This is a genomic window from Streptomyces sp. NPDC048650 (genome assembly GCF_043199095.1).
Classification (GTDB): domain Bacteria; phylum Actinomycetota; class Actinomycetes; order Streptomycetales; family Streptomycetaceae; genus Streptomyces.
The window spans coordinates 135,038-158,351 of record NZ_JBICVM010000014.1 but is presented as its reverse complement, the minus strand read 5'-3'; the positions used below and the strand labels follow the sequence as shown (position 1 = coordinate 158,351).

General features: G+C 73.0%; 22 protein-coding genes and 2 pseudogenes. 13 read left to right on the top strand and 11 right to left on the bottom strand.

The annotated features are described in order from the left end of the window. Positions 1–10: 10 nt before the first annotated feature. Entirely contained in the window at positions 11–391 is a 381-nt protein-coding gene (locus ACGFML_RS31160; protein WP_393548969.1) for an MmcQ/YjbR family DNA-binding protein, read from the bottom strand. A 160-nt stretch (positions 392–551) separates the two neighbouring features. Here ACGFML_RS31160 and ACGFML_RS31155 point away from each other — a divergent pair. Continuing rightward, a pseudogene (locus ACGFML_RS31155) lies at positions 552–1,293 on the top strand (MgtC/SapB family protein). Between the two features lie 10 nt (positions 1,294–1,303). Here ACGFML_RS31155 and ACGFML_RS31150 read toward each other — a convergent pair. Beyond that, positions 1,304–2,794 carry a sialate:H+ symport family MFS transporter gene (locus tag ACGFML_RS31150; RefSeq protein WP_393548968.1) on the bottom strand — a complete coding sequence of 497 codons (1,491 nt, stop codon included), beginning with the start codon at positions 2,792–2,794 and terminating at the stop codon, positions 1,304–1,306. Next, entirely contained in the window at positions 2,791–3,732 is a 942-nt protein-coding gene (locus tag ACGFML_RS31145) for a dihydrodipicolinate synthase family protein (RefSeq protein WP_393548967.1), read from the bottom strand. The genes ACGFML_RS31150 and ACGFML_RS31145 overlap by 4 nt, the downstream gene beginning before the upstream one ends. 237 nt (positions 3,733–3,969) lie before the next feature. Between ACGFML_RS31145 and ACGFML_RS31140 the strand changes: the two genes are divergently transcribed. Further along, positions 3,970–5,157 carry a saccharopine dehydrogenase family protein gene (locus ACGFML_RS31140; protein ID WP_393548966.1) on the top strand — a complete coding sequence of 396 codons (1,188 nt, stop codon included), beginning with the start codon at positions 3,970–3,972 and terminating at the stop codon, positions 5,155–5,157. Between the two features lie 21 nt (positions 5,158–5,178). Here the strand turns inward: ACGFML_RS31140 and ACGFML_RS31135 are convergent, their stop codons facing one another. Continuing rightward, positions 5,179–5,922, bottom strand: coding sequence for an endonuclease V (locus ACGFML_RS31135; protein ID WP_393548965.1), 744 nt, complete (start codon positions 5,920–5,922; stop codon positions 5,179–5,181). A gap of 140 nt (positions 5,923–6,062) precedes the next feature. Here ACGFML_RS31135 and ACGFML_RS31130 point away from each other — a divergent pair, with 140 nt between their 5' ends. Continuing rightward, complete coding sequence (locus ACGFML_RS31130) at positions 6,063–7,508, top strand: amidase (RefSeq protein WP_393548964.1); 1,446 nt, start codon at positions 6,063–6,065, stop codon at positions 7,506–7,508. 50 nt (positions 7,509–7,558) lie between these two features. Continuing rightward, complete coding sequence (locus ACGFML_RS31125) at positions 7,559–7,858, top strand: YciI family protein (protein WP_393548963.1); 300 nt, start codon at positions 7,559–7,561, stop codon at positions 7,856–7,858. Positions 7,859–7,979: 121 nt separating this feature from the next. On the opposite strand, the gene ACGFML_RS31120 is transcribed toward ACGFML_RS31125, so the two are convergent. Then, on the bottom strand, positions 7,980–9,419 hold the full coding sequence (locus ACGFML_RS31120) for a sugar porter family MFS transporter (protein ID WP_393548962.1): 1,440 nt from the start codon (positions 9,417–9,419) through the stop codon (positions 7,980–7,982). Between the two features lie 307 nt (positions 9,420–9,726). Here ACGFML_RS31120 and ACGFML_RS31115 point away from each other — a divergent pair, with 307 nt between their 5' ends. The 4 genes and pseudogenes from ACGFML_RS31115 to ACGFML_RS31100 all read left to right on the top strand — a co-directional run bounded on the left by ACGFML_RS31115 (position 9,727) and on the right by ACGFML_RS31100 (position 13,647). Continuing rightward, positions 9,727–10,632: an SIS domain-containing protein gene (locus tag ACGFML_RS31115; RefSeq protein WP_393548961.1), complete on the top strand. Its 906-nt coding sequence runs from the start codon at positions 9,727–9,729 to the stop codon at positions 10,630–10,632. A 56-nt stretch (positions 10,633–10,688) separates the two neighbouring features. Further along, positions 10,689–11,570, top strand: coding sequence for a ketose-bisphosphate aldolase (locus ACGFML_RS31110; protein WP_393548960.1), 882 nt, complete (start codon positions 10,689–10,691; stop codon positions 11,568–11,570). A 273-nt stretch (positions 11,571–11,843) separates the two neighbouring features. Beyond that, positions 11,844–12,671, top strand: a complete 828-nt coding sequence (locus ACGFML_RS31105) for a DeoR/GlpR family DNA-binding transcription regulator (RefSeq protein ID WP_393548959.1) — start codon at positions 11,844–11,846, stop codon at positions 12,669–12,671. A gap of 109 nt (positions 12,672–12,780) precedes the next feature. Further along, positions 12,781–13,647 (top strand): annotated as a pseudogene (locus ACGFML_RS31100) (alpha/beta fold hydrolase). Between the two features lie 48 nt (positions 13,648–13,695). Here the strand turns inward: ACGFML_RS31100 and ACGFML_RS31095 are convergent. Beyond that, positions 13,696–14,142, bottom strand: coding sequence for an SRPBCC family protein (locus ACGFML_RS31095; RefSeq protein WP_393548958.1), 447 nt, complete (start codon positions 14,140–14,142; stop codon positions 13,696–13,698). 168 nt (positions 14,143–14,310) lie between these two features. Continuing rightward, positions 14,311–15,087: an SDR family oxidoreductase gene (locus ACGFML_RS31090; protein ID WP_393548957.1), complete on the bottom strand. Its 777-nt coding sequence runs from the start codon at positions 15,085–15,087 to the stop codon at positions 14,311–14,313. Between the two features lie 323 nt (positions 15,088–15,410). Here ACGFML_RS31090 and ACGFML_RS31085 point away from each other — a divergent pair, with 323 nt between their 5' ends. Then, entirely contained in the window at positions 15,411–16,055 is a 645-nt protein-coding gene (locus tag ACGFML_RS31085; RefSeq protein WP_393548956.1) for a TetR/AcrR family transcriptional regulator, read from the top strand. 199 nt (positions 16,056–16,254) lie between these two features. Continuing rightward, entirely contained in the window at positions 16,255–16,566 is a 312-nt protein-coding gene (locus ACGFML_RS31080) for a hypothetical protein (RefSeq protein WP_393548955.1), read from the top strand. Positions 16,567–16,702: 136 nt separating this feature from the next. Here ACGFML_RS31080 and ACGFML_RS31075 read toward each other — a convergent pair whose 3' ends face one another. Next, positions 16,703–17,320, bottom strand: a complete 618-nt coding sequence (locus tag ACGFML_RS31075; protein WP_393548954.1) for a TetR/AcrR family transcriptional regulator — start codon at positions 17,318–17,320, stop codon at positions 16,703–16,705. Between the two features lie 104 nt (positions 17,321–17,424). On the opposite strand from ACGFML_RS31075, the gene ACGFML_RS31070 reads away from it, so the two are divergent. Then, positions 17,425–19,299: an FUSC family protein gene (locus ACGFML_RS31070; RefSeq protein ID WP_393548953.1), complete on the top strand. Its 1,875-nt coding sequence runs from the start codon at positions 17,425–17,427 to the stop codon at positions 19,297–19,299. A gap of 160 nt (positions 19,300–19,459) precedes the next feature. Beyond that, a complete protein-coding gene (locus tag ACGFML_RS31065; RefSeq protein WP_393548952.1) occupies positions 19,460–19,966 on the top strand; it encodes a MarR family winged helix-turn-helix transcriptional regulator in 507 nt (168 codons plus the stop codon). Positions 19,967–19,978: 12 nt separating this feature from the next. On the opposite strand, the gene ACGFML_RS31060 is transcribed toward ACGFML_RS31065, so the two are convergent. Then, positions 19,979–20,323: a hypothetical protein gene (locus ACGFML_RS31060; RefSeq protein WP_393548951.1), complete on the bottom strand. Its 345-nt coding sequence runs from the start codon at positions 20,321–20,323 to the stop codon at positions 19,979–19,981. A 173-nt stretch (positions 20,324–20,496) separates the two neighbouring features. Further along, complete coding sequence (locus tag ACGFML_RS31055; protein WP_393548950.1) at positions 20,497–21,621, bottom strand: WD40/YVTN/BNR-like repeat-containing protein; 1,125 nt, start codon at positions 21,619–21,621, stop codon at positions 20,497–20,499. Between the two features lie 447 nt (positions 21,622–22,068). Here ACGFML_RS31055 and ACGFML_RS31050 point away from each other — a divergent pair, with 447 nt between their 5' ends. Further along, complete coding sequence (locus ACGFML_RS31050) at positions 22,069–22,482, top strand: SsgA family sporulation/cell division regulator (protein WP_393548949.1); 414 nt, start codon at positions 22,069–22,071, stop codon at positions 22,480–22,482. Positions 22,483–22,613: 131 nt separating this feature from the next. Here ACGFML_RS31050 and ACGFML_RS31045 read toward each other — a convergent pair whose 3' ends face one another. Next, complete coding sequence (locus ACGFML_RS31045) at positions 22,614–23,234, bottom strand: TetR/AcrR family transcriptional regulator (RefSeq protein WP_393548948.1); 621 nt, start codon at positions 23,232–23,234, stop codon at positions 22,614–22,616. Positions 23,235–23,314: the final 80 nt, after the last annotated feature.

Sequence of the window (23,314 nt, the reverse complement as noted above, 5' to 3'; positions counted from 1 at the left end):
CCGCTGGGCGCTATCCCCCGTCGAGCTCGGCGATGAGCTTCTTGGGGGCTATCACGCGGTAGGACTCCTCGGTCCAGTCACACAGCAGCTCGGCGGGCGGCGCGCCGTCCTCCGCCAACGGCACCCGCACCCAGCCGGACCTGCCCAGGCCGTAGCCGGCGGGTCGGGCACCGGGCGAGGCGAGCGCATGACCGTGCGCCTCGGGGTCCGTCAGCTTGATCGTGACCCCGGGCGCGTTCGCGTCGCCGTCGACTCCGAGGAACACGAAGATCTTTTTGTTGACCTTGACGACGCTCTCGCCCCAGGGAAACTCCTCCGCCGACCCGGGCAGCCCCAGCGCGAACCTCCGCACCCGCTCCCGCACCGCCGTCGGACCAACCGCCTTCGCCATCCGCTCCTCCACGTCCGTCGACCCTCCGCGGGGCCCGCGATGCCGGCCGGCCCGCCGCGCCTCCCGCACACCCGGCTCCCCCGCACCCCACGCTAACCGCGACCACCGACAACGGCCCGCCCAGCGCCCTGCGCAGGGCCGACGGAGGGACAATGCACCCATGTCCGACCCACAACTCGCCTTCGCCCTGTTCGACTTCCACCACGGCCAGGGACTGCGTCAGTTCACCGAGCTGGCGCTGGCCCTGCTGCTCTCCTCGCTGATCGGTCTGGAACGCGAGGCCCGGCAGAAGAGCGCCGGGCTGCGGACGCACACGCTGGTCGGCGTGGGCAGCGCGCTGTTCATGGAGGTGTCGATCCACGGCTTCGGCGCGGTGCTGGGCCAGGACGGCGTGGTGCTCGACCCGTCCCGGGTCGCCGCCCAGGTCGTCTCCGGTATCGGCTTCATCGGCGGCGGCCTGATCTTCGTCAAGAGGGACGCCGTGCGCGGGCTGACCACGGCCGCCACGATCTGGCTGACCTGCGCCATCGGCATGGCGTGCGGCGGTGGCCTGCCCCTGCTGGCGATCGGCGCGACGGCGGTGCACTTCCTCATCGTCCGGGGCTTTCTCCGTCGTCTCGGACCGCCTCGGTACGACGCCGTCCTTCGACCGGGTGGAGCTGCGCCTGACCTACCGCGCCCAACACGGACTGTTGGGGCAGATGTTGACGATGTGCACCAGCAGCGGCTTCCGGGTGACCGATGTCCAGGTGGAGGCCGGCGCGGAGGACGACCACGTACCGGCCGAGGTGCTGCTCCGGATGGAGGGGAGCGGTACGCCGTATCCTCTGGTCGAGGCCCTGACCGAGCTGGAGGGGGTGCGCGGGGTGGCGCTGGGGCGGCAGGACGACCATACGGAGTGAGCCGGCGGCCCTACGGCGGGGCGGTGGGCGCGCCTTCGGGCAGCGGCCCGGGTTCCGCGGGCGCCAGATGGTCGTTCGGCGCCGCACGGTCCACCAGGCGGGACAGCCGGCGCGGGACGTCACCGCCCACCAGGACGATCACCAGGAGCGTCAGCCCGAAGGTGAGCACCGCCAGCGCCCGCCCCAGTGGCATCCCCTCGGCCAGCCGGGCCCCCAGGACCGGCGCCACCGCCCCGCCCAGGGCCCCCACGTTGTAGACGAAGCCCAGGGAGGCGGCCCGGGTCGCGGTCGGGAAGTGGCCGGCGATGTACTTCGGCAGGATCCCGGAGATCCCCTGACTCAGCGCCAGCAGCCCGAAGAGCAGCACCCCGAGCGCCACCAGGCTGTCCTGGACCGCGAAGACCGGGAAGACGAAGGCGAGGGAGGCCAGCAGGGTCCACGCATAGGCGCGCCGGGTGCCCAGCCGGTCCCCGACGAACCCGGCCAGCCAGCAGCCCGCCATGGTCCCGAAGCCCGCGGCGAACATCACGTCGGCGACCTGCGCGGCGGAGTAGCCGAGTTCGGTCTTCAGATACGTGGGCAGCAGGGCCTGGAGGGGCCAGCTGTACAGGAACGCGCAGAACACGGTCGCCATCAGGGACACCTGGCGCAGCCAGCCCCGACGGCCACCGAGCTGTACGGCGAAGGCGATCAGGCACAGCGCCGCGACGGCCGACAGCCAGGGGACCTGACCCGCCCCGGCGGGCGTGAAGACGCAGAACAGCGCCGCCGTCGCGGCCACCGCCAGGGCGCCGTTGCACCCGGCGCGCAGGCGGCCGGTGAGCAGCGGCCGGAACGGATGGGGGCGCTCGGCCCGCCCGCCGGCGGCGGAGCCGATCTCGGCCTGCCAGTCGCCGGCCTCGGGAAGAGATCTGCGGACCCAGACGGCGACCAGGACGGGCAGCACGCCGATCCAGAACATCCAGCGCCAGCCCCAGTGCGGGACCACCCATGCGTAGAGCTCGGCGGCGACGATGCTGCCACCGGCGTACCCGGAGATCAGGAATCCGGAGGCGCGGTTGCGCATTCTGGTGGGCCAGCTCTCCAGCACGTACGTCACGCCGGCGCTGTACTCCCCCGCCATTCCCAGGCCGATCACCAGGCGGGCGGCGAACAGGCTGGTGTAGTCCCAGGCGAAGCCGCAGGCGAAGGTGCCGAGCGAGTAGAGCAGGATGCTGGCGATCATCGCGGCCTTGCGGCCGTGGCGGTCGCCCATGGCGCCGAGGACGGCCCCGCCCAGCCATCGGGTGACGAAGGCCCCGGAGATGAGCGAGGCGGCGGTGGGGGTGCTCAGTCGGAACTCGTCGGCGATCTCGGTGAGGACGAGGGTGATCAGGACGAAGTCGAAGCCGTCGAGGAGATAGCCGATCCAGGCGGCGAACATCGCCTTCCACTGCCTGGGGCTCACCTCCCGGTACCAGGCGACGGTGCCGGCGGAAGGGGTCTTCGGGCGCGTCCTCACAGCAGTCCCGCCTCCTCCAGCAGCCGGCGCACGGTGCGGTTGGCGGCGTCGTCCAGCGGCAGTTGCGGGGCCGCCGTCGCCGGGCTGTCGATGACACCGAGATGGTGCAGTGCGGCCTTGAAGGCCCCGAGGGCGGACGAGCTACGTCCCATGTCCGCTTCGTCGCCGACGTCGGTGAGGGCGAACAGCGCGGCCAGCCGGTCCTGTTCGGCCGCCGCCGCGGGCCAGCGCCCGGCCCTGGCGTGCGCGTAGAGCCGCACATAGCCGGCCGGATCGACGTTGCCCAGTCCGGGTACGACGCCATGGGCGCCGGCCAGCAGGGCGCCGTCCACGGAGAGCTCCGAACCGGTCAGCACCGAGAACTCCGCGTTCACGGAGCGCAGCCGGATCATCAGCCGACGCAGCGTGCCCTCGTCGCCGCTGCTGTCCTTGAGGCCGGCGAGCACCCCGTCGGCGGCGAGCGCGAGCACCGTGCCGGCGGGCAGCTTGGTGTGCACCGCCACGGGGATGTCATAGGCGAAGAGCGGCAGGTCGACGGCGGTGCGCAGCCGGGTGAAGTGATTCGCGATCTCCGCCGGATGGGTGCGCGTGTAGAAGGGCGCGGTGGCCACGATGGCGTCGGCGCCCTGGGACTGGGCCGTCCGGGCGTGGTCCAGGACGCGGGCGGTGGCCATGTCGATGGCGCCGGCCAGGACGGGCAGCCGGCCCCGGGCGGCCCCGACGACCGTCTCGACGACGGTGCCGCGCTGGACGTCCGACAAGTAGGCGGCCTCTCCGGTGGAACCGAGCACGAAGAGGCCGTCCACCCCCGCGTCGACCATGCGCTCGGTCAGCGCGACCAGCGACCGGGCATCGACCCGGCCGGCATCGGTGAGCGGTGTGCACAGCGGCGGTACGACCCCGCTGAGCGGTACGGGCAGGAACGGGGAAGGGGGCATCGCGTCCGGCTTTCTGCCGTACGGTCCGGTCCCTGCCGGGGCGGCAGGCGGCTCCCCCGGCCAAACCAGACGTGGGACGTCCTATGTCATGGTGAATCTGGACCTGTCATGACGCCGTGTCAAGACCGCGTGCCCCGGGGACCCCTCTCCCGCCGGCAACGACGCTGCCCCAGAGCATGATTGACGAGGCGCCGACAACGTGCCTAGGGTCCGGACCTCAGGCCGAGAGGAAGCACGATGCGACGGCAGGACACGTCCGGACGGGCCCATGACCTCGTCCTCTACGGCGCCACCGGCTTCGCCGGGGCGCTCACCGCCGAATATCTGGCCCGGCACGCCCCCGAGGGCTGCCGCTGGGCGCTGGCCGGCCGCAGCACCGCCAAGCTGGAGCGGCTGCGCGACCGGCTGGCCGCCATCGACCCGGCCTGCGCCGGCCTCCCGCTGCTGCGTGCCGACAGCGGCGACGCCGAGTCGCTGCGCGCGCTCGCCGCCGACACCCGCGTCCTGGCCACGACCGTCGGCCCGTATCTGCTCCACGGCGAGCCGCTGGTCGCCGCCTGCGCCGCGGCCGGCACGGACTACGTCGACCTGACCGGCGAGCCGGAGTTCATCGACCGGATGTATCTGCGGCACGACGCGACGGCCCGCGCCTCCGGTGCCCGCCTCGTGCACTCCTCCGGCTTCGACAGCGTCCCGCACGACCTGGGTGTGCTCTACACCGTGGGGCTGCTGCCCGAGGGCGCGGCGCTGCGCATCGACGGCTTCGTCCGCACCAACGCCACCTTCTCCGGCGGCACCCTGTCCTCCGCGCTCACCGCCCTCTCCCGTCCGCTGCCGATGGCACGGGCCGCCCGCGAGCGCCGCGCGGTGGAGCCCCGCCCCGCCGGCCGCCGGGTCCGCGCCCCCTTCGGCCCGCCGCTGCGGAGCGGCGCTACCCGCACCTGGGGTGTGCCGCTGCCGACCCTCGACCCGCAGGTCATCGCCCGCTCGGCCGCCGCCCTCGACCGATACGGCCCCGACTTCCGCTACCGCCACTACGCCGGGGTCCGGCATCTGCCGGTCGCGGTGGGCGGGGCGCTCGGAGCCGGCGCGCTGGCCGCGCTCGCCCAGGTGCCGCCCGCGCGGCGCTGGCTGGCGGGGCGCCTGGAGCCCGGCGAGGGGCCGGGCCCGGAGCGGCGTGCCAAGAGCTGGTTCGCGGTGCGCTTCGTGGCGACCGGCGGCGGCAAGCGGCTCATCACCGAGGTCTCGGGCGGCGACCCCGGCTACGACGAGACGGCGAAGATGCTCGCCGAGTCGGCACTCAGCCTGGCCTTCGACGACCTGCCGGAGACCGCCGGCCAGGTGACGTCGGCGGTCGCCATGGGGGACGCGCTGACGGCCCGGCTCCAGAAGGCGGGGATCACCTTCCGGGTGGTCCGGAGCTGACCCGCCGCGGTGGCCACGGGCTCAGGTGCGCGCCAGCGCCCTGCGGCACAGGGCATCGGCGGCCCTGGTCGTCTCCGGCAGACGGTACGCGGCCGCCAGATGCAGCGTGTGCGCGCACGCCCCGTCGAGCTCCACGCGGTGCCCCACCGAGACGAAGACCGGCTTGACGCCCTTCTGGGTCCGCAGTGCCCGTCCCACCTCCTCGCCGCCCTCCTCCTCGCCGCCCTGCTCGCCCTCGGCAGCGCCCCGGTCCAGGAGTGGCGAGGTCGCGCCGCGCTCGGGGCCGGGCGGCTCGTAGCGGAAGGTGAACGGGTTCTTGGCGACGCCGATGGTCGGCAGCCCGGTCAGCACCCCGAGGTGGCTGGCGAGGCCGAACCGCCGCGGGTGCGCCAACCCGTACCCGTCGCAGACCACGAGATCCGGGGTACGGGTGAGGCCGGCGAGCGCCTGGAGCACGGTGGGAATCTCCCGGAAGGCGAGCAGTCCGGGCACGTAGGGAAAGGAGACCCGGCCGACGGCGGTGGCCTCGTCGACGACGTCGAGTGTGCGGGCGTCGAGGGCGACGGCCGCCGCGGCGACCACGTTCCGCTCGTCGTCATAGGCGACGTCCACCCCGGCGACGGTCCCCGCGAACCCCGGTCGCGGACCGGATTCGTCGAGCCGCACCAGGGACCGCAACCGGTCCTGTACGGCGCGGGCCTGCGCCTCGTCCGTCGGCCAGTGCCGCAGTTCGTCGGCACACGAGAGCGTTCCGGGAGTGTCCATGGTGATCGCCACGCTACCGAACGCGTGACCGGCGCAGTCGGCCGCCGCCGTTCGTTCCGCCGTCCCGCGGATCCGCCACGGACTTCCGAGCGGCGCGGCCGCCGTCCCGTATCCGCCACCTCACTCCCCGCGAGGCCCTGATGACCGATGCTCTGCACCACCTGGACGCCACCGACCTCGCCGCCCGGCTGCGCCGCCGCGAGCTGTCCGCCCGCGAGGTCGTCGCGGCCCACCTGGCCCGGATCGAGGAGGTCGACCCGGCCGTCAACGCCCTCGTCACGCTCGACCCGGAGGGCGCTCTCGCCGCGGCGGCCCGCGCCGACGAACGCCTCGCACGAGGCGAGGCCGTGCCGCCACTGCACGGTCTGCCGATCGCGTTCAAGGACACCCATCTCACCCGGGGGATGCGCACGACATACGGTTCGCCGCTCTACACCGATCACGTCCCCGACCGGGACGAGTTGGTGGTCGAGCGGTTGCAGCAGGCCGGCGCGATCCGTCTCGGCAAGACCAACGTGCCGGAATTCGCGGCCGGTTCACACACCTTCAACACCGTCTTCGGCACCACACGCAATCCGTACGACACCACCCGTTCGGCGGGCGGCAGCAGCGGAGGCGCGGCCGCCGCGCTCGCGGCCGGGCTGCAGCCCCTTGCCGACGGCAGCGACATGGGCGGCTCGCTGCGCAACCCCGCGTCCTTCTGCAACGTGGTCGGACTCCGGCCCACTCCCGGACGCGTCCCCGCATACCCCGCCGTCGACCTCTGGGACACGCTGTCGGTCCCGGGCCCCATGGCGCGGACCGTCGCGGACACCGCGCTGCTGCTCTCGACGATGGCCGGGCCCGATCCGCGCTGCCCCGTCAGCCTGGAGACGCCCGGGACGGCATTCGGCGGGCCGCTCGACCGCGACCTACCCGGGCTGCGTGTCGCCTGGGCACCCGACCTGGGCGGACACGCCCCCACCGACCCCGACGTCCGCGCCGTGCTCGAGGGCCAGTTGGCGGTCTTCTCCGAGCTCGGCTGGTACGTCGAGGCCGCCTGCCCCGACCTCACCGGCGCCGACGAAGCCTTCCGCACCCTGCGCGCCCACAGCTTCGCCCTGACCTTCGCCGATCTGCCCGCCGACGCCCGGCGATCCCTCAAACCCAGTCTCCGAGGGAACATCGAAGAGGGCCGTCGCCTGACCACGGACGACCTCCGTACGGCCGTCGCGGCCCGCAGCCGGCTGCACCGCGGCACGGTGGAGTTCTTCTCCCGCTACGACCTCCTCCTCGCACCGGTCAGCCAGGTCGCGCCGTTCGACGCGGAGTGGGAGTACCCCCGGTCGGTCGCGGGCCGGCCCACCGAGACCTACCTGGACTGGATGCGGTCGGCCTATCTCGTCTCCGTCCTGGGCGTGCCCGCGCTGTCCGTTCCCGCGGGGTTCACCCCGGACGGCCTGCCCGTCGGCCTCCAGTTGATCGGCCCGCCGCGCGCCGACCTCGCCGTTCTGAGGGCGGGTCATGCCTATGAAGGCGCCACCCGTCACGGCCGTCGCCGCCCCGGTCCGGCGACGGGCCGACCGGCTGACCGGCTGACCGGCTGACCGGCTGACCGGCTGACCGGCTGACCGGCAACGATGTCTATATTGCAGACATGTTCGTACTGGAGCTGACCTACACCGCGCCCATCGAGCGCGTCGACGCCGCACTGCAGGACCACGTGGCCTGGCTGAACGAGGGGTACGCCGCGGGACACTTCGTCGCTGCCGGCCGCAAGGTGCCGCGCGACGGCGGCGTGATCATCGCCGCCGGCCCGGACCGCGCTGCCGTCGAGCGGCTGGTGGCCGAGGATCCGTTCTCCGTGGCCGGGGTGTGCACGTACCGGATCACCGAATTCGTGGCGACCACGACCGCCCCGGCGCTGGAGGAGTACCGGGAGCAGCTCCCGTCCTGAGCCACCGGGGCCCGCGGCCCGGACGGTCGGCACCCGGTGGCCGCCGACCGGGCCCGGCACCGTCCGGGCAGGCCGTGCGGGGTCGGGCCGGCCTGCACCGGGGCCGGCCCGACCCCGCCTGTCAGAGCGCGGCCTCCGGAGCCGGGGTCTGGGCGGCCGGGGCCGGAGCGGGCCAGCGGCCTCCGTTCGTCCAGTAGCCCTGGATCTCCTCCAGCTGACGGCCCTTCGTCTCGGGCGCGAAGGCGGAGGCGAAGACCAGGGCGGCGAGGGCGAGCAGGCCGAGTCCCGCGAAGGTCCAGGCCGCCCCTGCCCAGGCCATCAGGGAGGGGAAGAACTGGGCGATCAGGAGATTGGCCACCAGGTCGGCGGTCAGCATCACCGATGCCCCGGTGGAGCGCAGCTGGGCGGGGAAGGCTTCGCTCGCATAGACCCAGATCAGCGAGCCGAAGCCGAAGTTGAAGGCCGCGGTGAACAGCAGGATGGCGCCGAAGCCCACCCAGGTCGTGGCGCCGTGCAGGTCGCCCGTGCTGAAGACGGCGGTCAGGACGGCGAGCATCGTGACCATCGTGCCGATGCCGGAGAGCAGCACCGCCCGGCGGCCGAGCCGGTCGATGACGAGGATGGCGAGGACGGTCGCCGCCAGTGAGGCGAGCTGCACGAAGGACGGCAGCAGGAAGTTCTGGCCGTCGCCGGTGAAGCCCATCTCCTCGAAGATCTGCGGGCTGTAGTAGGTCACGGCATTGATGCCGGTGATCTGGCAGAAGAATCCCAGGCCGACGACGAAGAGCGCGGCGCGGGCGTAGGGCTTGCGCAGCAGCGAGTTCGCCGAGCCGCCGCTCTGTTCGGCGAGTGCGGCACGCACGGCGGCCACCTCGGCTCGCGCGTCGACGTCCGGGTCGGTCGTCGCCATGACCTCGACGGCTCGTTCCGTACGCCCCTTGAGCACATACCAGCGCGGGGTGTCCGGCAGGCGGAACAGCGGGATCATGACGAGGGCCGCGGGGATCGCGGAGAGGCCGAGCATCCAGCGCCAGTGGCCACCGCCGGAGAGCCCCCAGTTGACGAAGTAGGTGACGACGATGCCGGCGACCGTGGCGACCTGGTAGGTGGCGACGGAGGCGCCGCGGATGCGCGCCGGGGTCGATTCCGCGATGTAGAGCGGGGCCGCCACGATCGAGATGCCGATGGCGACGCCGAGCAGGAAGCGGACCACGTCCAGCACGACGACGTTGGGCGCGACCGCGGAGAGCGCGACGAAGACGGCGTACGAGCCCGCCACGATCAGCATCGCGCTCTTGCGGCCTAGGGCGTCGGCGAGCTTGCCGCCGATCAGCGCCCCGACGATGGACCCGAACACCAAAATGCTGTTGACCAGCCCTTTTTCCGCCTCGGTGAGGTGGAAGTCCCTGCTGAGGAACACCAGGGCACCGGAGATGCTGCCCGTGTCGTAGCCGTAGATGACCCCGACGACGGCGCCGGTGAGGGCGAACAGTCTGCCGGTGCGGCGCTGGGTCCTGGGCGAAGGCGGCTGGGGCGTCTCGGAGAGCGTGGCAATGGACATCGGGGAGTCCTTTGTGCGGCGGATCGGCCTTGCTGCATGACTGATCTTGCGAGTATTCGGCTCCTTTCACGCAGTTGTCAACAGCTGACAACACCCCTCTCCCACGCCCCTTCATGCCCTCACCCGGGCCACCCAAATGACGTATAAGCGACATTCTTCATCGAAGTTCCGCCACTCGCCCTGTCGCACCCACCCGTTCGAGGGATGGATTCGGGTCGAGGAAATGCGTAGAGTCGCTTGTAATCAAGAAGAAACTTGCAGAATCACGCAGACAGACGTGCATTCGCGGATCACGGGAGGGCGTCCGATGAGCGGGACCTCGTACATGGAGCGGGAGCTGAGCAGTCAGCCGGAGACCTGGCGGGAGGCCGCGCGGATGGGGGCGGCGGGCGGTCCGCTGCCGCAGCCCGGCCGGCGGGTGGCCGTCGTCGGCTGTGGCACGTCGTGGTTCATGGCGCAGGCGTATGCGGCGCTGCGCGAGGGCGCGGGACTGGGGGTGACGGACCCGTTCGCCGCGTCGGAGGCGTTCCTGGGCGCCGCCCGTGGCTATGACGCCGTCGTGGCGATCACCCGCTCGGGCACGACGACGGAGGTGCTGCGCGTCCTGGACGCGGTCAGGGGCCGGATCCCGACGGTGACGATCATCGGCGATCCCGAGACGCCGGCGGTTGCGATCTCCGACGAGACGATCGCGCTGCCGTTCGCCGACGAGAAGTCCGTGGTGCAGACCCGGTTCGCGACGACCGCTTTGACGCTGCTGCGGGCACATCTGGGCGAGGACGTCTCCCGGGCGGTGGCCGACGCCCAGGAGGCACTGGCCGCGCCCGTGGAGCAGGAGTGGGTGGACGCGGAGCAGTTCGCCTTCCTCGGCACGGGATGGACGTTCGGGCTGGCCAACGAGGCGGCGCTCAAGATGCGGGAGGCGTCGCAGAGTTGGACCGAGTCCTACCCTGCGATGGAGTATCGCCACGGCCCGATCTCGATAGCTGCACCGGGCCGGGTGACGTGGCTGTTCGGGCAGGCCCCGGAGGGCCTGGAGGCGGATGTGGCGCGCACCGGCGCCCGGTTCGTCTGCCACGCACGTGATCCGCTGGCCGATCTGGTCCTGGTGCAGCGGGTGGCGCTGGCCAGGGCCCGGGCGCGTGGCCTGGACCCGGACAACCCGCGCAGCCTGACCCGCTCCGTGATGCTCGACGCCCCGGCCGTGCCGTAGCCGCCCGCGACCCCTCCTACGTCAACCCGCCCCGCACGCAAGGGAGTCAGGATCCCATGCCCCTCGTTCCGACCTCATCCATCGTCGACGCCGCGCGTGAGGCGCGGGTCGGTGCCGCGGCGTTCAACGTCATCCATCTCGAAACCGCCGAGGCCCTCGTCACCGCCGCCGAGCGCACGGACATCCCGCTCATCCTGCAGATCAGCGAGAACTGCATCCGCTATCACGGCAGTCTGCTCCCCATCACCCGCGCCACGCTCGCCCTCGCCGAGAGTTCCACCGCGCCGGTCTCGGTCCATCTCGACCACATCACCGACGCGGAACTGGTGCATCAGGGCGTCGCAGCCGGGGTGGGGTCGGTGATGGTGGACGCCTCGGCACTCCCCTACGAGGACAACGTCGCCGCGACCGCCGAACTCACCACCTGGTGCCACGCACACGGCGCCTATGTCGAGGCGGAACTCGGCGAGGTGGGCGGCAAGGACGGCGTGCATGCGCCCGGCGCCCGGACCCGTCCCACCGAGGCGCTGGCCTTCGTCCGGGCGACGGGCGTGGACGCGCTCGCGGTCGCCGTCGGCTCCTCCCACGCGATGCACGAGCGCACGGCCGTACTGGACAAGGACCTGATCGCGGAGTTGCGTGCGGCCCTGCCCGTCCCCTTGGTGCTGCACGGCTCGTCCGGAGTGCCGGACGACGAGCTGCGGCGCGCCATCGCCGCCGGCATGACGAAGATCAATATCTCCACCCACCTGGTGTCCGTCTTCACCCACTCGATCCGGCAGACGCTCGGCGCGGACCCGGCACTCGTCGACTCCCGGAAATACCTCAAACCGGCCCGGGAAGCGGTGGCTTCGGAGGCGGCGAGGCTCCTGGACGTGCTGAGCACCACGGCCACGGTTCCGGAGCAGCTCGCCGCCCAGGCCCCCGCCCGAGGGTGAAGGGCGGACGGCCGTAACGCATCGGCGGACCGGGGCGGTCGGGCACCGGGCACCGGGAACGCCGCCGGTGCAGCGTCCACCCTCGCCGACCCCGCCCTTCGGCACCGGGGAGCGCAACCCGACCGTCGACCTGGGGCGCGCTCCGCCGACCGGTGGTCGGCGGCCGGCAAGCCCCGGTGGCCGCCGAGCCCCGAGCCCCGAGCCCCAGGCACCAGGCACCAGGCACCAGGCCCGACCGCACCGTGAACGATCGGAACGAATTAGGCTCGCCGCATGAAGCGCCATGAACGGATGAACGCACTGCTCGAGCTGCTCGGGGACAGGGGCCGAGTGGATGTCGAGGAGGCGGCGACCGAGCTGGAGGTCTCGGCCGCCACGATGCGGCGCGACATGGACACCCTCGCCGAGCAGCAGTTGCTGACCCGCACCCGGGGCGGTGCGGTGCTCAGCTCGGTGGCGTACGACCTGCCGATCCGGTACAAGCACGCGCACCGGTCCACGGAGAAGGAGGCGGTGGCGCAGGCGGCGGCGAAACTGGTCGAGCGCGGAGACGTGGTCGGGTTGAGCGGCGGCACGACGACCACGGCGATCGCCCGGGTGCTGGCCACCCGCCCGGAATTCGCGGAGGCGGGGCCGCAGCCCCATCTGACGATCGTCACCAACTCCCTCAACATCGCCAATGAACTGGCCGTACGGCCACAGATCAAGATCGTGCTCACCGGCGGGGTGGCGCATTCGCGATCGTTCGAACTGGTCGGTCCGTTCAGTGAGTTGGTGCTCCAGCAGATCTCCGTCGACATCGCCTTCATCGGGGCCAACGGCATGGACCCGGTGATGGGTGCCACGGTGCACGACGAGGCGGAGGCCAGGGTGAACCGTCTGATGGCCGAACGCGCCCGGCGTGCCGTGGTGGTCGCGGACTCGTCGAAGATCGGCGAACGCTGCTTCGCCCGGGTCGGCGACGCCGATGTGTTCGACACCTTCATCACGGACAACGGGGCACCGGAGGCGACCCGCCGCGAATTCACTGACCGGGGACTCAAGGTCGTGACCGCACGGCCGCCGGGCGCCACCTCCACGCCCCCTGACGCCGAGGGCTGACACCAGCGCGGCCGGGCCCGGTCCCGCCGGCCCTGCGGGCCCTGCGGGCCCTATGGGCCCGGGCACAAACCCCTTGCCGTGATCGTCCCGGCATCACCAGGATGGCGCCATGCCTACCTTCACCGCTGACGACGGGACCGAACTCGCCTATCGCGTCGTGGGGGACGGCACACCGCTGCTCTGCCTCCCCGGTGGCCCCATGCGCGCCTCCACCTACCTCGGCGATCTCGGCGGTCTGTCGAAACATCGCCGGCTCATCCTCCTCGACCTGCGCGGCACCGGTGGCTCCGGAATCCCGGCCGACCCGTCGACGTACCGCTGCGACCGGCAGGTGGCCGATGTCGAGGCGCTCAGGATCCACCTCGGGCTGGACCGCGCCGACGTCCTCGCGCACTCCGCGGGCGGCGACCTCGCCCTCTCCTACGCGGCCCGCGCTCCGCATCGTGTCCGGACCCTCACCTTGGTCACGGCCCGTGCACGCGCACTGGGTATCGACTTCACCGAGGCACACCGGCGGGAGGCGGCCGCCCTGCGCTCGGCCGAGCCGTGGTTCGAGGCCGCGTACGACGCCTACGAAGCGGTCTGATCCGGTTCCGCCACGGACGACGACTGGGACGCCATCGCCCCCTTCTTCTACGGCCGTTGGGACGACGCCGCCCGGGTGCACGCCGCATCCGAGGTCGCGCAGACCAACGAACCGGCCGCGGAGATCTATGCGTCCCCCGGAGCGTTCGCCCCGGCCACGGCGAGTGCCACCCTGGCCGGATGGGACGCGCCGGTCCTGGTCCTGGCCGGCGGGAGGGACAGCGGCCCGCTCCCCCGGGTCGCCGCGGCCGTCGCCGAACGGTTTCCCCGGGCCGAACTGGCCGTCCAGCCGGACGCCGGCCACTACCCCTGGCTCGACGACCCACTCCGCTTCCGCGAGACCGTCGCCGCGTTCCTCACGCAGGATGCCTCCGGGCGTTCGCCGGTGTAGCCCGGCCCCTGCACATCCCCGCATCCATCCCCGCATCCATGCCGGCGCCTACGCAGCGAACCGCGTGGCCAACGCCCCCAGCCCCACCGCATACACCGCGTCCCCGAAGGCCGCCTCGACCTGAGCCACGACCTCGGCGGCGCCCTCGTAGGTCGCCGCCCAGCGCACCTCCGTGCCCTGGGCATGGGGAACGGCGGTCAGCGTGGCCTCGTAGTGGGTGAGGGGGAGGAACGGGTCGAGGACGGTGTAGCGGTACGAGCGGGTGGCGTCGTCCTTGGCGAGGAGCCGTTCTCGGGCCACGACCGTACCGTCGTGGATGAACGCCCTTGTCGCGCCGGGGACTTCCGGGTCGACGTCACCCTCGATGACCGAGGGCGGGACCTGCGGGTGCCAGTCGGCGAGGCCGCCGAAGCGGCCGATGGTGCGCCAGACCGCGTCGGGGTCGGCGGAAAGCACGGCGGTGCGGACGAGGTGGTGCATGAGGTCTCCTGTCATCGCGGATCCTGTCATCACGGCTGCTGTCATCACGGCTGCTGTCGCATCACGGCTCCTGTCCCCTCACGACTCACACCGGACGTCGTCGCCACCAGGCCTCCTCACCACCAGGCCTCCTCACCACCAGGCCTCCTCACCACCAGGCCTCCTCACCACCAGGTCTCCTCGTCACCAGGCGTCGTCGCCGCGCAGGACCGCGTCGGCTCCGCCGTCGAGGAAGACGATCTGACCGGTGACGTGGGTGTTCTCCGGGGAGACCAGCCAGGCCAGCAGCGGGGCGACCTGCTCGGGACGGGCATGGCCGTGCAGCGGCATCGGAACAGTCGCATCGACGATCTTGCGCGTCTCGGAGCTGCCGAGCAGGGGCGCGGTCATCGGGGTCACGATCGTGCCGGGGGCCACGGCGTTGAGCGGGATGCCGGCCGCGGCCCAGTCCTCGGTGACGGCGGCACGACGGAGCCACCGGGAGACGGCGTGCTTGGAGGAGCTGTAGATCGTGTGCGCTTCTCCCCGGTCGACGGCGGCCTGGGCGGCGGACACGGCCGCGGCCTCGTCACCGGCCAGGGCTGCCTCGACGATGGCCGGATCGTGGGGGTGGACGGCGGCGACGGAGGAGACCAGGACGGCACGGGGGTCGGTACCGGCGGCGAGCAGCGGCCGCAGCCCTTCGAGGGTGGCAACCACACCGAAGTGGTTGACGCGGACGGTGAGCGGCGTGAAGTGGGCGAGGCCGGCGCAGGCGATCACCGCGTCGAGGCGGCCGCCCGCCAGCTCCCGTGCACGGTCGACAAGTTCCCCGCGGCCGACGGGGGTGGCCAGGTCCGCGGAGATGTCGGTCCCGTCGAGATCGGCGCCGATGACGGTGTGGCCCTGTGCGCGGAGGTGGGCGGTGGTGGCCTTGCCTATGCCGGAGGCGGCTCCGGTGACGAGACAGGTGCGGGGCATGGTCGGCTCCTTCGCGGATGCGTGCCGGTCAGTACCGGTCCGGGGGCGAGGGCCACGGCCGTCAGCCCACTCCGGAGGCCCCCGGAGACCCCGGAGACCCTGCAGGACCCCGGAGACCCTGGCAGGGCCTGGAGACCCCGGAGGCCAGAGGCCCGGAAGCCCCGGAGGCCAGAGGCTCGGAAGCCGCACGCTCACCGTTCCGGCGGCCAACATACGCTTTATTGGCATGGCGTGCCAATAATTTCTTCCATGACAGAGTTGAGCAGGAGTCGGGCAGGAGACAGGCCCCCGACAGGCAGGACCGCACGGCGAGGACGAGGTGGATGACGGCAGCGCGAGGCAGGCCGACGCTGACCGAGCGACGGCGGCAGGAGACCCGGCTGGAGATCGCGGAGGCTGCGGCGGCCCTCTTCGGTGACCAGGGGTACGAGGCGACGACCGTCGAGGACATCGCGTCGGCAGCCGGCATCTCGCTGCGGACCTTCTACCGCTACTGCGCCGCAAAGGAGGACGCCCTCACGCCGGTACTGACCGGCAGCGTCGTCCGGCTCGTCGACGAACTGGCCACCCGCCCCGTCGAGGAACCGCTGACCGATGCGGTGTGCGCGGCGTTCGGTGCGCCGGAGTCGGCCCGGCGCCTGGCGGACACCGAAAGGGCCCGCCGACTGATCCGCGTCATGGGCGAAGTGCCGGCGATCCGCATGCGGTGGATGGGCGCCGGACGCGAGATGCAGGACCGGCTGGTGCCGGTGCTCGCGGTGCGTACGGGCGCGGCGCGGGACAGCCTCGAGGTGCGGCTGCTGGCCTCCGCGCTGATCGACGCGATCACCGTCGCCATGGAGCACTGGGCCCGCCAGGACGATCTCGAGGACATCGCGGAGCTGACCCGTCGCGCGCTGGACTATCTGCGGGTCGATGAGTTGCAGATCACGGCCGGGCGGCGTCCGCCTCCACCCCCGGCCGCCTGACCTGCACCGTTGACCGGCTTCCGGCTTCGCCGGCCGGAGCCCGGATCCCGTTTTCGGGCGTGCCGGGAGCGCCGGCGTGCCCCTGCGCGCCCCCCAGGGCGGATTTCGCCCGGGCGCATATGGACAATGGGGAATGAACGTGCGAAGGCCGGTTCGCTACAGCGGCCCTCGCAGGAGTTGTCCAACGGGGGAGAGACATATGCGGAAGATCATCGCCATAGCGCTGGCCACGGCGGCGTGCGGCGCCTCGCTCACGCTGTCCACGGCCTCCGATGCGGTGGCGGCCGAGCACGCGCCGCAGTGCGTCAAGGTGCGGAAGTCCTTCGACAAGGACCAGCGACACTATCTGCGGCTGGCGAATCTGTGCAGCCGGCGGACCTCCTGCTTCACCATCGTCGTCCCGCACGCCAAGGACCCGCACGGCCGCCTCCGGAGGAGCACGACCAAGGACGTCCCCTACGGCCCCGTGAAGGGCCCGCGGGCGCTGTACGTCAAGAACACGCACTGCTGAGCGGTCTCCCGCGGACCGGCGGGCGTCGCGACGCCGCCGCTGCCGCCGACCGGACACCACCGCACCGGCTTCGGCCCCGGCCCCACCCTCGGACAGCTGTCGGGGGCGGGGCCGGGGCCGAAGTCGTCCGGGCCGCTCACGGCCGTACGGCGACACCGTCCAGCACCATCGAAAGGTACTGGCGGGCGATCTCCTCGGGGCTGTGGCGTCCGCCCGGCCGGTACCAGGACGCAGCGACCCAGACGGTGTCGCGGAGGAAGCGGTAGGTCAGGCGGATATCGAGGTCGGCACGGAAGATCCCGTCCGCCACGCCGCGCTCCAGTGTCCCCAGCCAGAGCTTCTCGAACTTCCGCTGGGAGTCGGCGAGGTAGCCGAAGCGGGGCTGGCCGGCGAGGTGCCGGGACTCCTTCTGATAGATGGCAACCGCGGCGCGGTGCCGGTCGATCTCCCGGAACGACTCGGTGACCAGGGCCTCGATGGTCTCCCGTGGCCCCAGGCCGGCGGCGAGCACCGCGTCGTAGCCCTCCCAGAGTTCGGTCAGGAAGGTGGCGAGGATCTCGTCCACCATCGATTCCTTGGAATCGAAGTGGTAGTAGAGGCTGCCCGCGAGCATGCCCGCCTCGTCCGCGATCCGGCGGACGGTGGTGGCGTTGTAGCCCTGCGCGGCGAACACCTCCGCCGCGATGGCCAGCAGTTCACGGCGGCGCTCCGGGGACGCGTTCGCGGTCGTCGTCTTCTTCTTGGCGGTTGGCACCCGGCCATTGTCGCCGCCCGGCCGCCCCCTCCCGGGCCCGGCCCGGCGCCACGGGCCGTACGGACATTTACTTCACTAGTAAAACACCTGTTAATCTTCTCTCCATGGGGAAGCATGCCAAGCCCGCCGCGACGTCACTGACCACCGCACCCGACGGCGGGGTACGGATCCGTCCGCTGCCCATCCGGAGCACCGTCCGGCTGCGCCGCCCCGTCGACATCTGGCACAAGCCGGCGCTCAGCGCGTTGGTCGCCCTGGCGATCCCCGATCTCACGCTGTTCGCCCTCGGCCGGCTGGACCTGATCCTCTACACCTCGGCCGGGGCGCTGTGCGCCCTGTACGCGCACGGCCTGCCGTACGCCGCACGGGCCCGCACCCTGCTGTGGGTGGTGCTCGGCATGGTGGCGAGCCTCGGCATCGCGCTGACCGCCACCTCGCTGACCACGTCGGCCGCCGTGCTCGTCGTGTTCGCCTCGCTGCTGGCCGCCGTGCACAAGATGGTGTGCGATGCGACGCGCATCGGGCCCCCGGGGAACCTCATCCCGACCTTCGTCGCCGCGTCCGCCTTCTTCGTGCCGCAGCGGCTCGGGCAGGTCCCCGAGCACCTGGCCCTGGCACTCGGTACCGGAGCGGTCGCCTGGCTGGTGTGCATGGCGCCGGCGGTGGTACGGCCGCGGGGCCCGGAGCGGATCGCGACCGCCCGTGCCCTGGAGGCCGCGGCCGGGCTGCTGCGCACCGGGACGGACAGCGGCGCCGCAGCGGCGCACGCGCGGCATGCCACCGCGGCCGCCGTGAACGCCGCCTGGCACCTCCTCTTCCTCGTCCCCGCGCGCACCCCGGCCGGCGCCACGGCACGGGCCGGCCTCGAACGGCTCCTCGTCCGGGCCGAGTCGGCGCTCGGCGGCCTCCCGGGCGACGCGGCCCCGGCCGCGGAAGCGGAAGCGGAAGCGGAAGCGGAAGCGGAAGCGGAAGCCGAACGTCTCGGGGCATGGGCCCGTGCGCTGCGGCGCGGATGGCCGTTGCCCGAGGTCCCGCTCACCACGGCCGAGGCCGCGGAGCCGGCCGGCATCGCGGCGGAGCGGGCGGCGATCGCCGACGCCGGGCCGCCCGCTGAGCCGGAGCCGGCGCCGGGCGGCGGGCGCGCCCTGCCGCCCCGGGCCGACGGCACGGAGTTGCGGCGCCCGGCGCCCGGTCACCCGCGCGGGGTGCGGGCGGTGCCGGCCCGACTGGGGCCCGGCTCGCCGCTGCTGCCGATAGGCGCACGGGTCGCGGCGGGGTGTGTGCTGGCCGGCTGGGTCTCGATGGCGGTCGGCGTCGGGCACCCGCACTGGGCGGTGGTGACCGCGGCCTCGATCTACCAGGCCAACACCACGCTCTCCCGGCAGCGGGCCCTTCAGCGCACGGTCGGCAATCTGCTCGGACTGGTGCTGTTCACGGCGTTGCTGCCGCTGATCCACACCGGGCCGCTCGCAATGGTCGCGCTGGCGCTCGCCTGCCAGTTCGGCGCCGAGGCCGGCATCACCAGGAACTACTGGCTGGGCTCGGTGTGCGTCACGCCGATGGCGCTGCTGCTGACCGGATTCGGCAGCCGCCTGCCCGCGACGGCGCTGATCGGCGACCGCTGGACCGACACCGTGGTGGGCGCTGCGGTGGGCCTGGCCTGCTGTGTCCTGGTGACCAACCGGCGCGCCGCCCACCGGGTCCACGCCGCCCTGGAGCGGGTGGCGGTCGCGGAGGCCGCCGCCGGCCGGCTGCTCACGGCGGCGCCCGCAGCCGGGCCGGAGGACCCGCGGGAGCGGGGCTGGGCCCGGGACCGGCTGGCCGGCTGCCTGGTGGAACTGCGGGAGGCGGTCGATGCCGCGGCCGGCGAGTGGTGGCAGCGGGCGCTTCCCGAGGAGCGGATCGCCCGCGCCGAGCAGCAGGGCCACCGCACCCTGGCCGGTCTCGTGCGGCGCGCCCCGGCGCCCGTGGCGGCCTGATGCGCGAAACGGCCGCACCCGTCCCGGCCGCGGCCATGGGCGACGCGCCGCCCACGGCACGTCAGCTGTCGCGCGGCAGGCACAATTGAGCCCGTGGCCGGGGTCGTCTTCGCGGCCGCGGTGCGAGTGGTACGGCAAAGGGGCCGAGAGGAGAGTGCGGGTGGGCGAGGACATCGTCGCGGGGGTGCTGCGCCAGTGGCAGCAGGTGCACCCGGGGCTGGACACCGGCCCGATGGCGGTGATCGGGCGGCTCAACCGGTGCTCCGCGCTGTTGCAGCAGGCGGCCGACGCACCACTGCGCCGGGCCGGGCTCACCCGTCCCGAGTTCGACATCCTCGGCACACTCCGCAGAATGGACCGCGAACTGACTCCGGGGCGGGTCGCCCGCGAGACGTTCGCCTCCGGGGCGGCGGTCACCAAACGCGTACGGCAGCTGGAGGTACGCGGGCTGATCTCGCGGCGACCCGACGGCCGGGACCGCCGGGTCGCCCATCTCTCCCTCACCGACGAGGGCCGCGAGACCATCGACCGGCTGCTGCCCGAACAGCTGCGGTACGAGGCGGCGCTGCTGGAGGGCATCGGAGAGGCACGGCAGGAGGAACTCTCGACGGCGCTCGGTGAGTTGCTGGTGGTACTGGAGGGGCGGCTCGGCAGCCTGATGGACTGACGGCCGGACCGGTCAGGCGGCCCCGTCGGCCGCATCCCGGGGGAACGGCTCGTTGCTCCAACGGAACCACGCCGCATCGTCCTCGATGTGCAGCAGGAACTCGGCCACCGGCCCGGTCGGCGCCACCAGCCGTACCCCCTCGGAGGCGCGGCTGTAGGCGTCCTCCCAGGCCGCCACGTCGTCGTCGATCGTGTCGACGAGCTCCAGTTCACGGGCGAAGTGCGGCCGTAGTTCCGGGTAGCCGGGGCCCGGCACGAACCGACCGTTCAGCCAGGGGAAGTCGGCCTCCATGACCGTGATCTCCCCGACCACTTCGGTCCCCCGCTCCACCCGCCACACTTCGCCGATGAACGGCATTGCCGCCTCCCCTTGGTCCCTGCGGTGGCACGCGCGGGCGGTCCCGGCGCACCGCGCGGGGCACGCATGGCGCGTGACGGTCGGGGCTCAGGATCTCAGAACGGGCGTGTGCGGGCGGGCTCTTCGGCGCTGCGGGCGGCCATCCGCCCCCCGGGACCGTCGGAGAGTCCGCTTCACGGCTCCCACCGTGCCACCCGGCCCTGTTCGCCCGCCGCCCAGCAGCCCAGGTCGGGGGCGCAGTCGACGGTGTCGTACGAGCCCGTGCCGACGGGGCGCCAGGTGCGGCCGCCGTCCGTCGTCAGATCGCTGCCGGTCGGGCCGACGGCCAGGGCGGCGTACCGGGTGTGCGGGAGCCAGGCGACGCCCGAGCGGTAGGCCGCGGGGGGTGTGTCGGCCGGGGCCCAGCCGGCACCGGCGTCGGCACTGGTCGCGGCGGCCCGGGGCGAGGGCTGCCCGGGGCGGTAGTCGCCGCCGACCGCGAGGCCGTGCCTGCGGTCGCGGAAGGCGAGAGCGAAGACGCCCCGGGCCGGGTCGCCGGCCGGGAGGGGGGCGACGGCGGCCGTCCAGGTGCGGCCTCGGTCGGCGGTGTGCAGGACGCGGGCGCGCGCCGCGCCGCCGGTGGCGATCCAGGCGTCGTGGCCACCGGAGGACACCAGGCACTGACCGCTCGCGGCGAACGCGGCCTCGCCCTGCTGGGCCGGCGGCATGCCGTCCGACGGCAGGACGCGCCAGCTGCGGCCGCCGTCGGCGGTGGACAGGAGGCGGTACCTGCCGTCGACGGGGTCGCCGAGGGCGAGACCGTGGCGGCGGTCGAAGAAGGTGAGGCAGTCGTAGAAGGCGTCAGGGTCGGTGTTGTGGAAGCTCTCGGTCCAGGTGGCTCCCGCGTCGTCGGTGCGCAGCACGCGGGACGCCTCGCCCTCGCCGATGGCGAGGACGACGGCGCGGCGTGCGTCGAGGACCTCGATGTCGCGGAACTCCAGCGCGCCGGCACCGGGAGGTGAGACGTCACGCCAGTGCGCGCCGCCGTCGCGGGTACGCAGCACGGTGCCCCCGGTGCCCGCGACCCAGGCGGTCGTCCGGCTGACGGCCGCCAGGCCCCGGAAGCGGGCGGCGGACGGGGAGTTGGGGGTGGACGGGGAGTTGGGGATGGTGTGGCGGGTGTCCTTGAGGTCCCAGTGCCAGCGGGGCGCCGGTGTGCGGTGCCGCGACTGCGCCGCGGCCCCCGGGCCGGACGCGCCGAGCAGCGCGGTACCGGCCAGCAGTGCGACGGCCACCCGCACGGCGGGCCCCCGGGACATCCTTCGCCCCCGCCTCCCCTGCCTCGTCCCTCTCGAACGCCCGCTGCGCCGCATGCGCCCCACCCCACCCCGCTCGTGTGGCCCCACGGGCCAGACCTCATCCGGTCCGCATGGCCCTTCGGGGCCTTCCGGCTGTCGTCGGGCTGGAAGCTAGCCCAGCCCGGCAACCCCGTCCAGACCGCCCCGAGTCGCCCGCACACCCCTCGCGGCCCGGGGCCCGGGCCGCGAAATTCCCCCGGACGGGCTGCGCCCCGCCGCGGCGGGGCGCAGCCACCGGTCCGGACCTTCGCGGCAATGCTTGCATTTCGCATGCGTAAAGAGGGCATACCCTCGCATTCAAAGAGTGGTGATGCAGGTCACGCAGGGATTCAATGCACGGTCGAGATGACCTGCGCGTCCTACTCGTTGTAGGGACAAGGACCTACCTCGAACGCAAGGGAGCCGGCGATGCCCACCGTCATCGAACAAGCCGTTCAGGCCCGACTCATCGCGAACGCACCGCGGTCGCGGGAGATTCCGGCAACCCTTCGCTACGACCGCGCCGATCCGTTCGCGGTGCGCCTGGTCTTCCCGCCCGCCGCGTCGCTGGACGGTGCCGAGGTGGCGTGGACGTTCGGCCGCGACCTGCTGGAGGAGGGGTTGCGGCACTCGGTCGGGACGGGCGATGTGCACGTCTGGCCGTGCGGCTCCGACGGCGTCGTGGTGGAGTTCCACACCGCCGGCGGGATGGCGCTGGTGCAGTTCGAGGCCCAGGATCTGCGGCTCTTCCTGACCCGCTCGTACGCACTCGTCGAGAGGGGCGGCGAGGCGCGGCATCTGGATGTCGACGCCGATCTCGCCGACCTGCTGCGCGAGGCGTAGGGGGAGTTCCCGGGTGACGGCCTCCCGACTCCGGGGCCGACGCCCCGGCAGCGGCCGGGCACGTGGACACCGCAGCCGGAGCGGCCGGCCACCGGCCACCGGCCACCGGCCACCGGCCACCGCAGGGGCGGTCAGCGGGCGGCGTCCGGCTCCTCGGCGCCGAAGAGCCCGGTCAGTTGCCGGTCCAGCAGCCGCAGAGCCTGCTCCGGGCCGTGCACGTCCAGGAGGATGTACGTGGAGAGCCCGTCGGCCATGCTGATCAGCAGCATCGCCTCTTCCTCGGTGGCCCGGTCGGGCGGCAGTTCGCCGCGCTCGGCGGCCCGGCGCAGCTGATCGGCGAAGAAGGCGCGGAGCTTGGGGATGCCTTCCTTGGCCTCGGCCCGCAGAGCCTCGTCGTGTACGGCGCGGTTGAAGTACGCGGCGGCGACCAGCGTCCCGACCCGGCTCTCCGCGTCCAGCGGCAGCATCCCGGACAGGCAGGCGCGCAACACCTCACGCGGCGTCGGCTCCTCGGTGAGCGCCGTGATGCGTGCGCGGATCCGCTGGTCGGCCAGGCGGTTGATGTGCCGGAGGGCGAAGGCGAGCATCTCGTCCTTGGTGCGGAAGTAGTGCTGCAGCCGGCCGAGGGAGATGCCGGCCTCGGCGGCGACATCCCGCAGGCTCGCGCCGTCCAGGCCATGGGTGCTCGCGATCCGCCAGAGCGCCTCGGAGATCTCCCGGCGTCTGGCCTCGTGGTCCACCTTCTTCGGCACGGCGGGCCTTCCTTCCTCATCGCGCGTCGCCAGGGGCGTCCCTCGACGGCCCGCTTTCACAAGTCGCTTGTACCGTTATA

What these genes read in the sequence shown, in the direction of transcription:
- ACGFML_RS31120 (WP_393548962.1), bottom strand. Translation starts at nt 9,419, where the DNA reads ATGTCCATTGCCACGCTCTCCGAGACGCCCCAGCCGCCTTCGCCCAGG.
- ACGFML_RS31135 (WP_393548965.1), bottom strand. Translation starts at nt 5,922, where the DNA reads ATGGACACTCCCGGAACGCTCTCGTGTGCCGACGAACTGCGGCACTGG.
- ACGFML_RS31115 (WP_393548961.1), top strand. Translation starts at nt 9,727, where the DNA reads ATGAGCGGGACCTCGTACATGGAGCGGGAGCTGAGCAGTCAGCCGGAG.
- ACGFML_RS31055 (WP_393548950.1), bottom strand. Translation starts at nt 21,621, where the DNA reads ATGTCCCGGGGGCCCGCCGTGCGGGTGGCCGTCGCACTGCTGGCCGGT.
- ACGFML_RS31085 (WP_393548956.1), top strand. Translation starts at nt 15,411, where the DNA reads ATGACGGCAGCGCGAGGCAGGCCGACGCTGACCGAGCGACGGCGGCAG.
- ACGFML_RS31130 (WP_393548964.1), top strand. Translation starts at nt 6,063, where the DNA reads ATGACCGATGCTCTGCACCACCTGGACGCCACCGACCTCGCCGCCCGG.
- ACGFML_RS31060 (WP_393548951.1), bottom strand. Translation starts at nt 20,323, where the DNA reads ATGCCGTTCATCGGCGAAGTGTGGCGGGTGGAGCGGGGGACCGAAGTG.
- ACGFML_RS31160 (WP_393548969.1), bottom strand. Translation starts at nt 391, where the DNA reads ATGGCGAAGGCGGTTGGTCCGACGGCGGTGCGGGAGCGGGTGCGGAGG.
- ACGFML_RS31095 (WP_393548958.1), bottom strand. Translation starts at nt 14,142, where the DNA reads ATGACAGGAGACCTCATGCACCACCTCGTCCGCACCGCCGTGCTTTCC.
- ACGFML_RS31145 (WP_393548967.1), bottom strand. Translation starts at nt 3,732, where the DNA reads ATGCCCCCTTCCCCGTTCCTGCCCGTACCGCTCAGCGGGGTCGTACCG.
- ACGFML_RS31080 (WP_393548955.1), top strand. Translation starts at nt 16,255, where the DNA reads ATGCGGAAGATCATCGCCATAGCGCTGGCCACGGCGGCGTGCGGCGCC.
- ACGFML_RS31140 (WP_393548966.1), top strand. Translation starts at nt 3,970, where the DNA reads ATGCGACGGCAGGACACGTCCGGACGGGCCCATGACCTCGTCCTCTAC.
- ACGFML_RS31070 (WP_393548953.1), top strand. Translation starts at nt 17,425, where the DNA reads ATGGGGAAGCATGCCAAGCCCGCCGCGACGTCACTGACCACCGCACCC.
- ACGFML_RS31110 (WP_393548960.1), top strand. Translation starts at nt 10,689, where the DNA reads ATGCCCCTCGTTCCGACCTCATCCATCGTCGACGCCGCGCGTGAGGCG.
- ACGFML_RS31090 (WP_393548957.1), bottom strand. Translation starts at nt 15,087, where the DNA reads ATGCCCCGCACCTGTCTCGTCACCGGAGCCGCCTCCGGCATAGGCAAG.
- ACGFML_RS31105 (WP_393548959.1), top strand. Translation starts at nt 11,844, where the DNA reads ATGAAGCGCCATGAACGGATGAACGCACTGCTCGAGCTGCTCGGGGAC.
- ACGFML_RS31050 (WP_393548949.1), top strand. Translation starts at nt 22,069, where the DNA reads ATGCCCACCGTCATCGAACAAGCCGTTCAGGCCCGACTCATCGCGAAC.
- ACGFML_RS31125 (WP_393548963.1), top strand. Translation starts at nt 7,559, where the DNA reads ATGTTCGTACTGGAGCTGACCTACACCGCGCCCATCGAGCGCGTCGAC.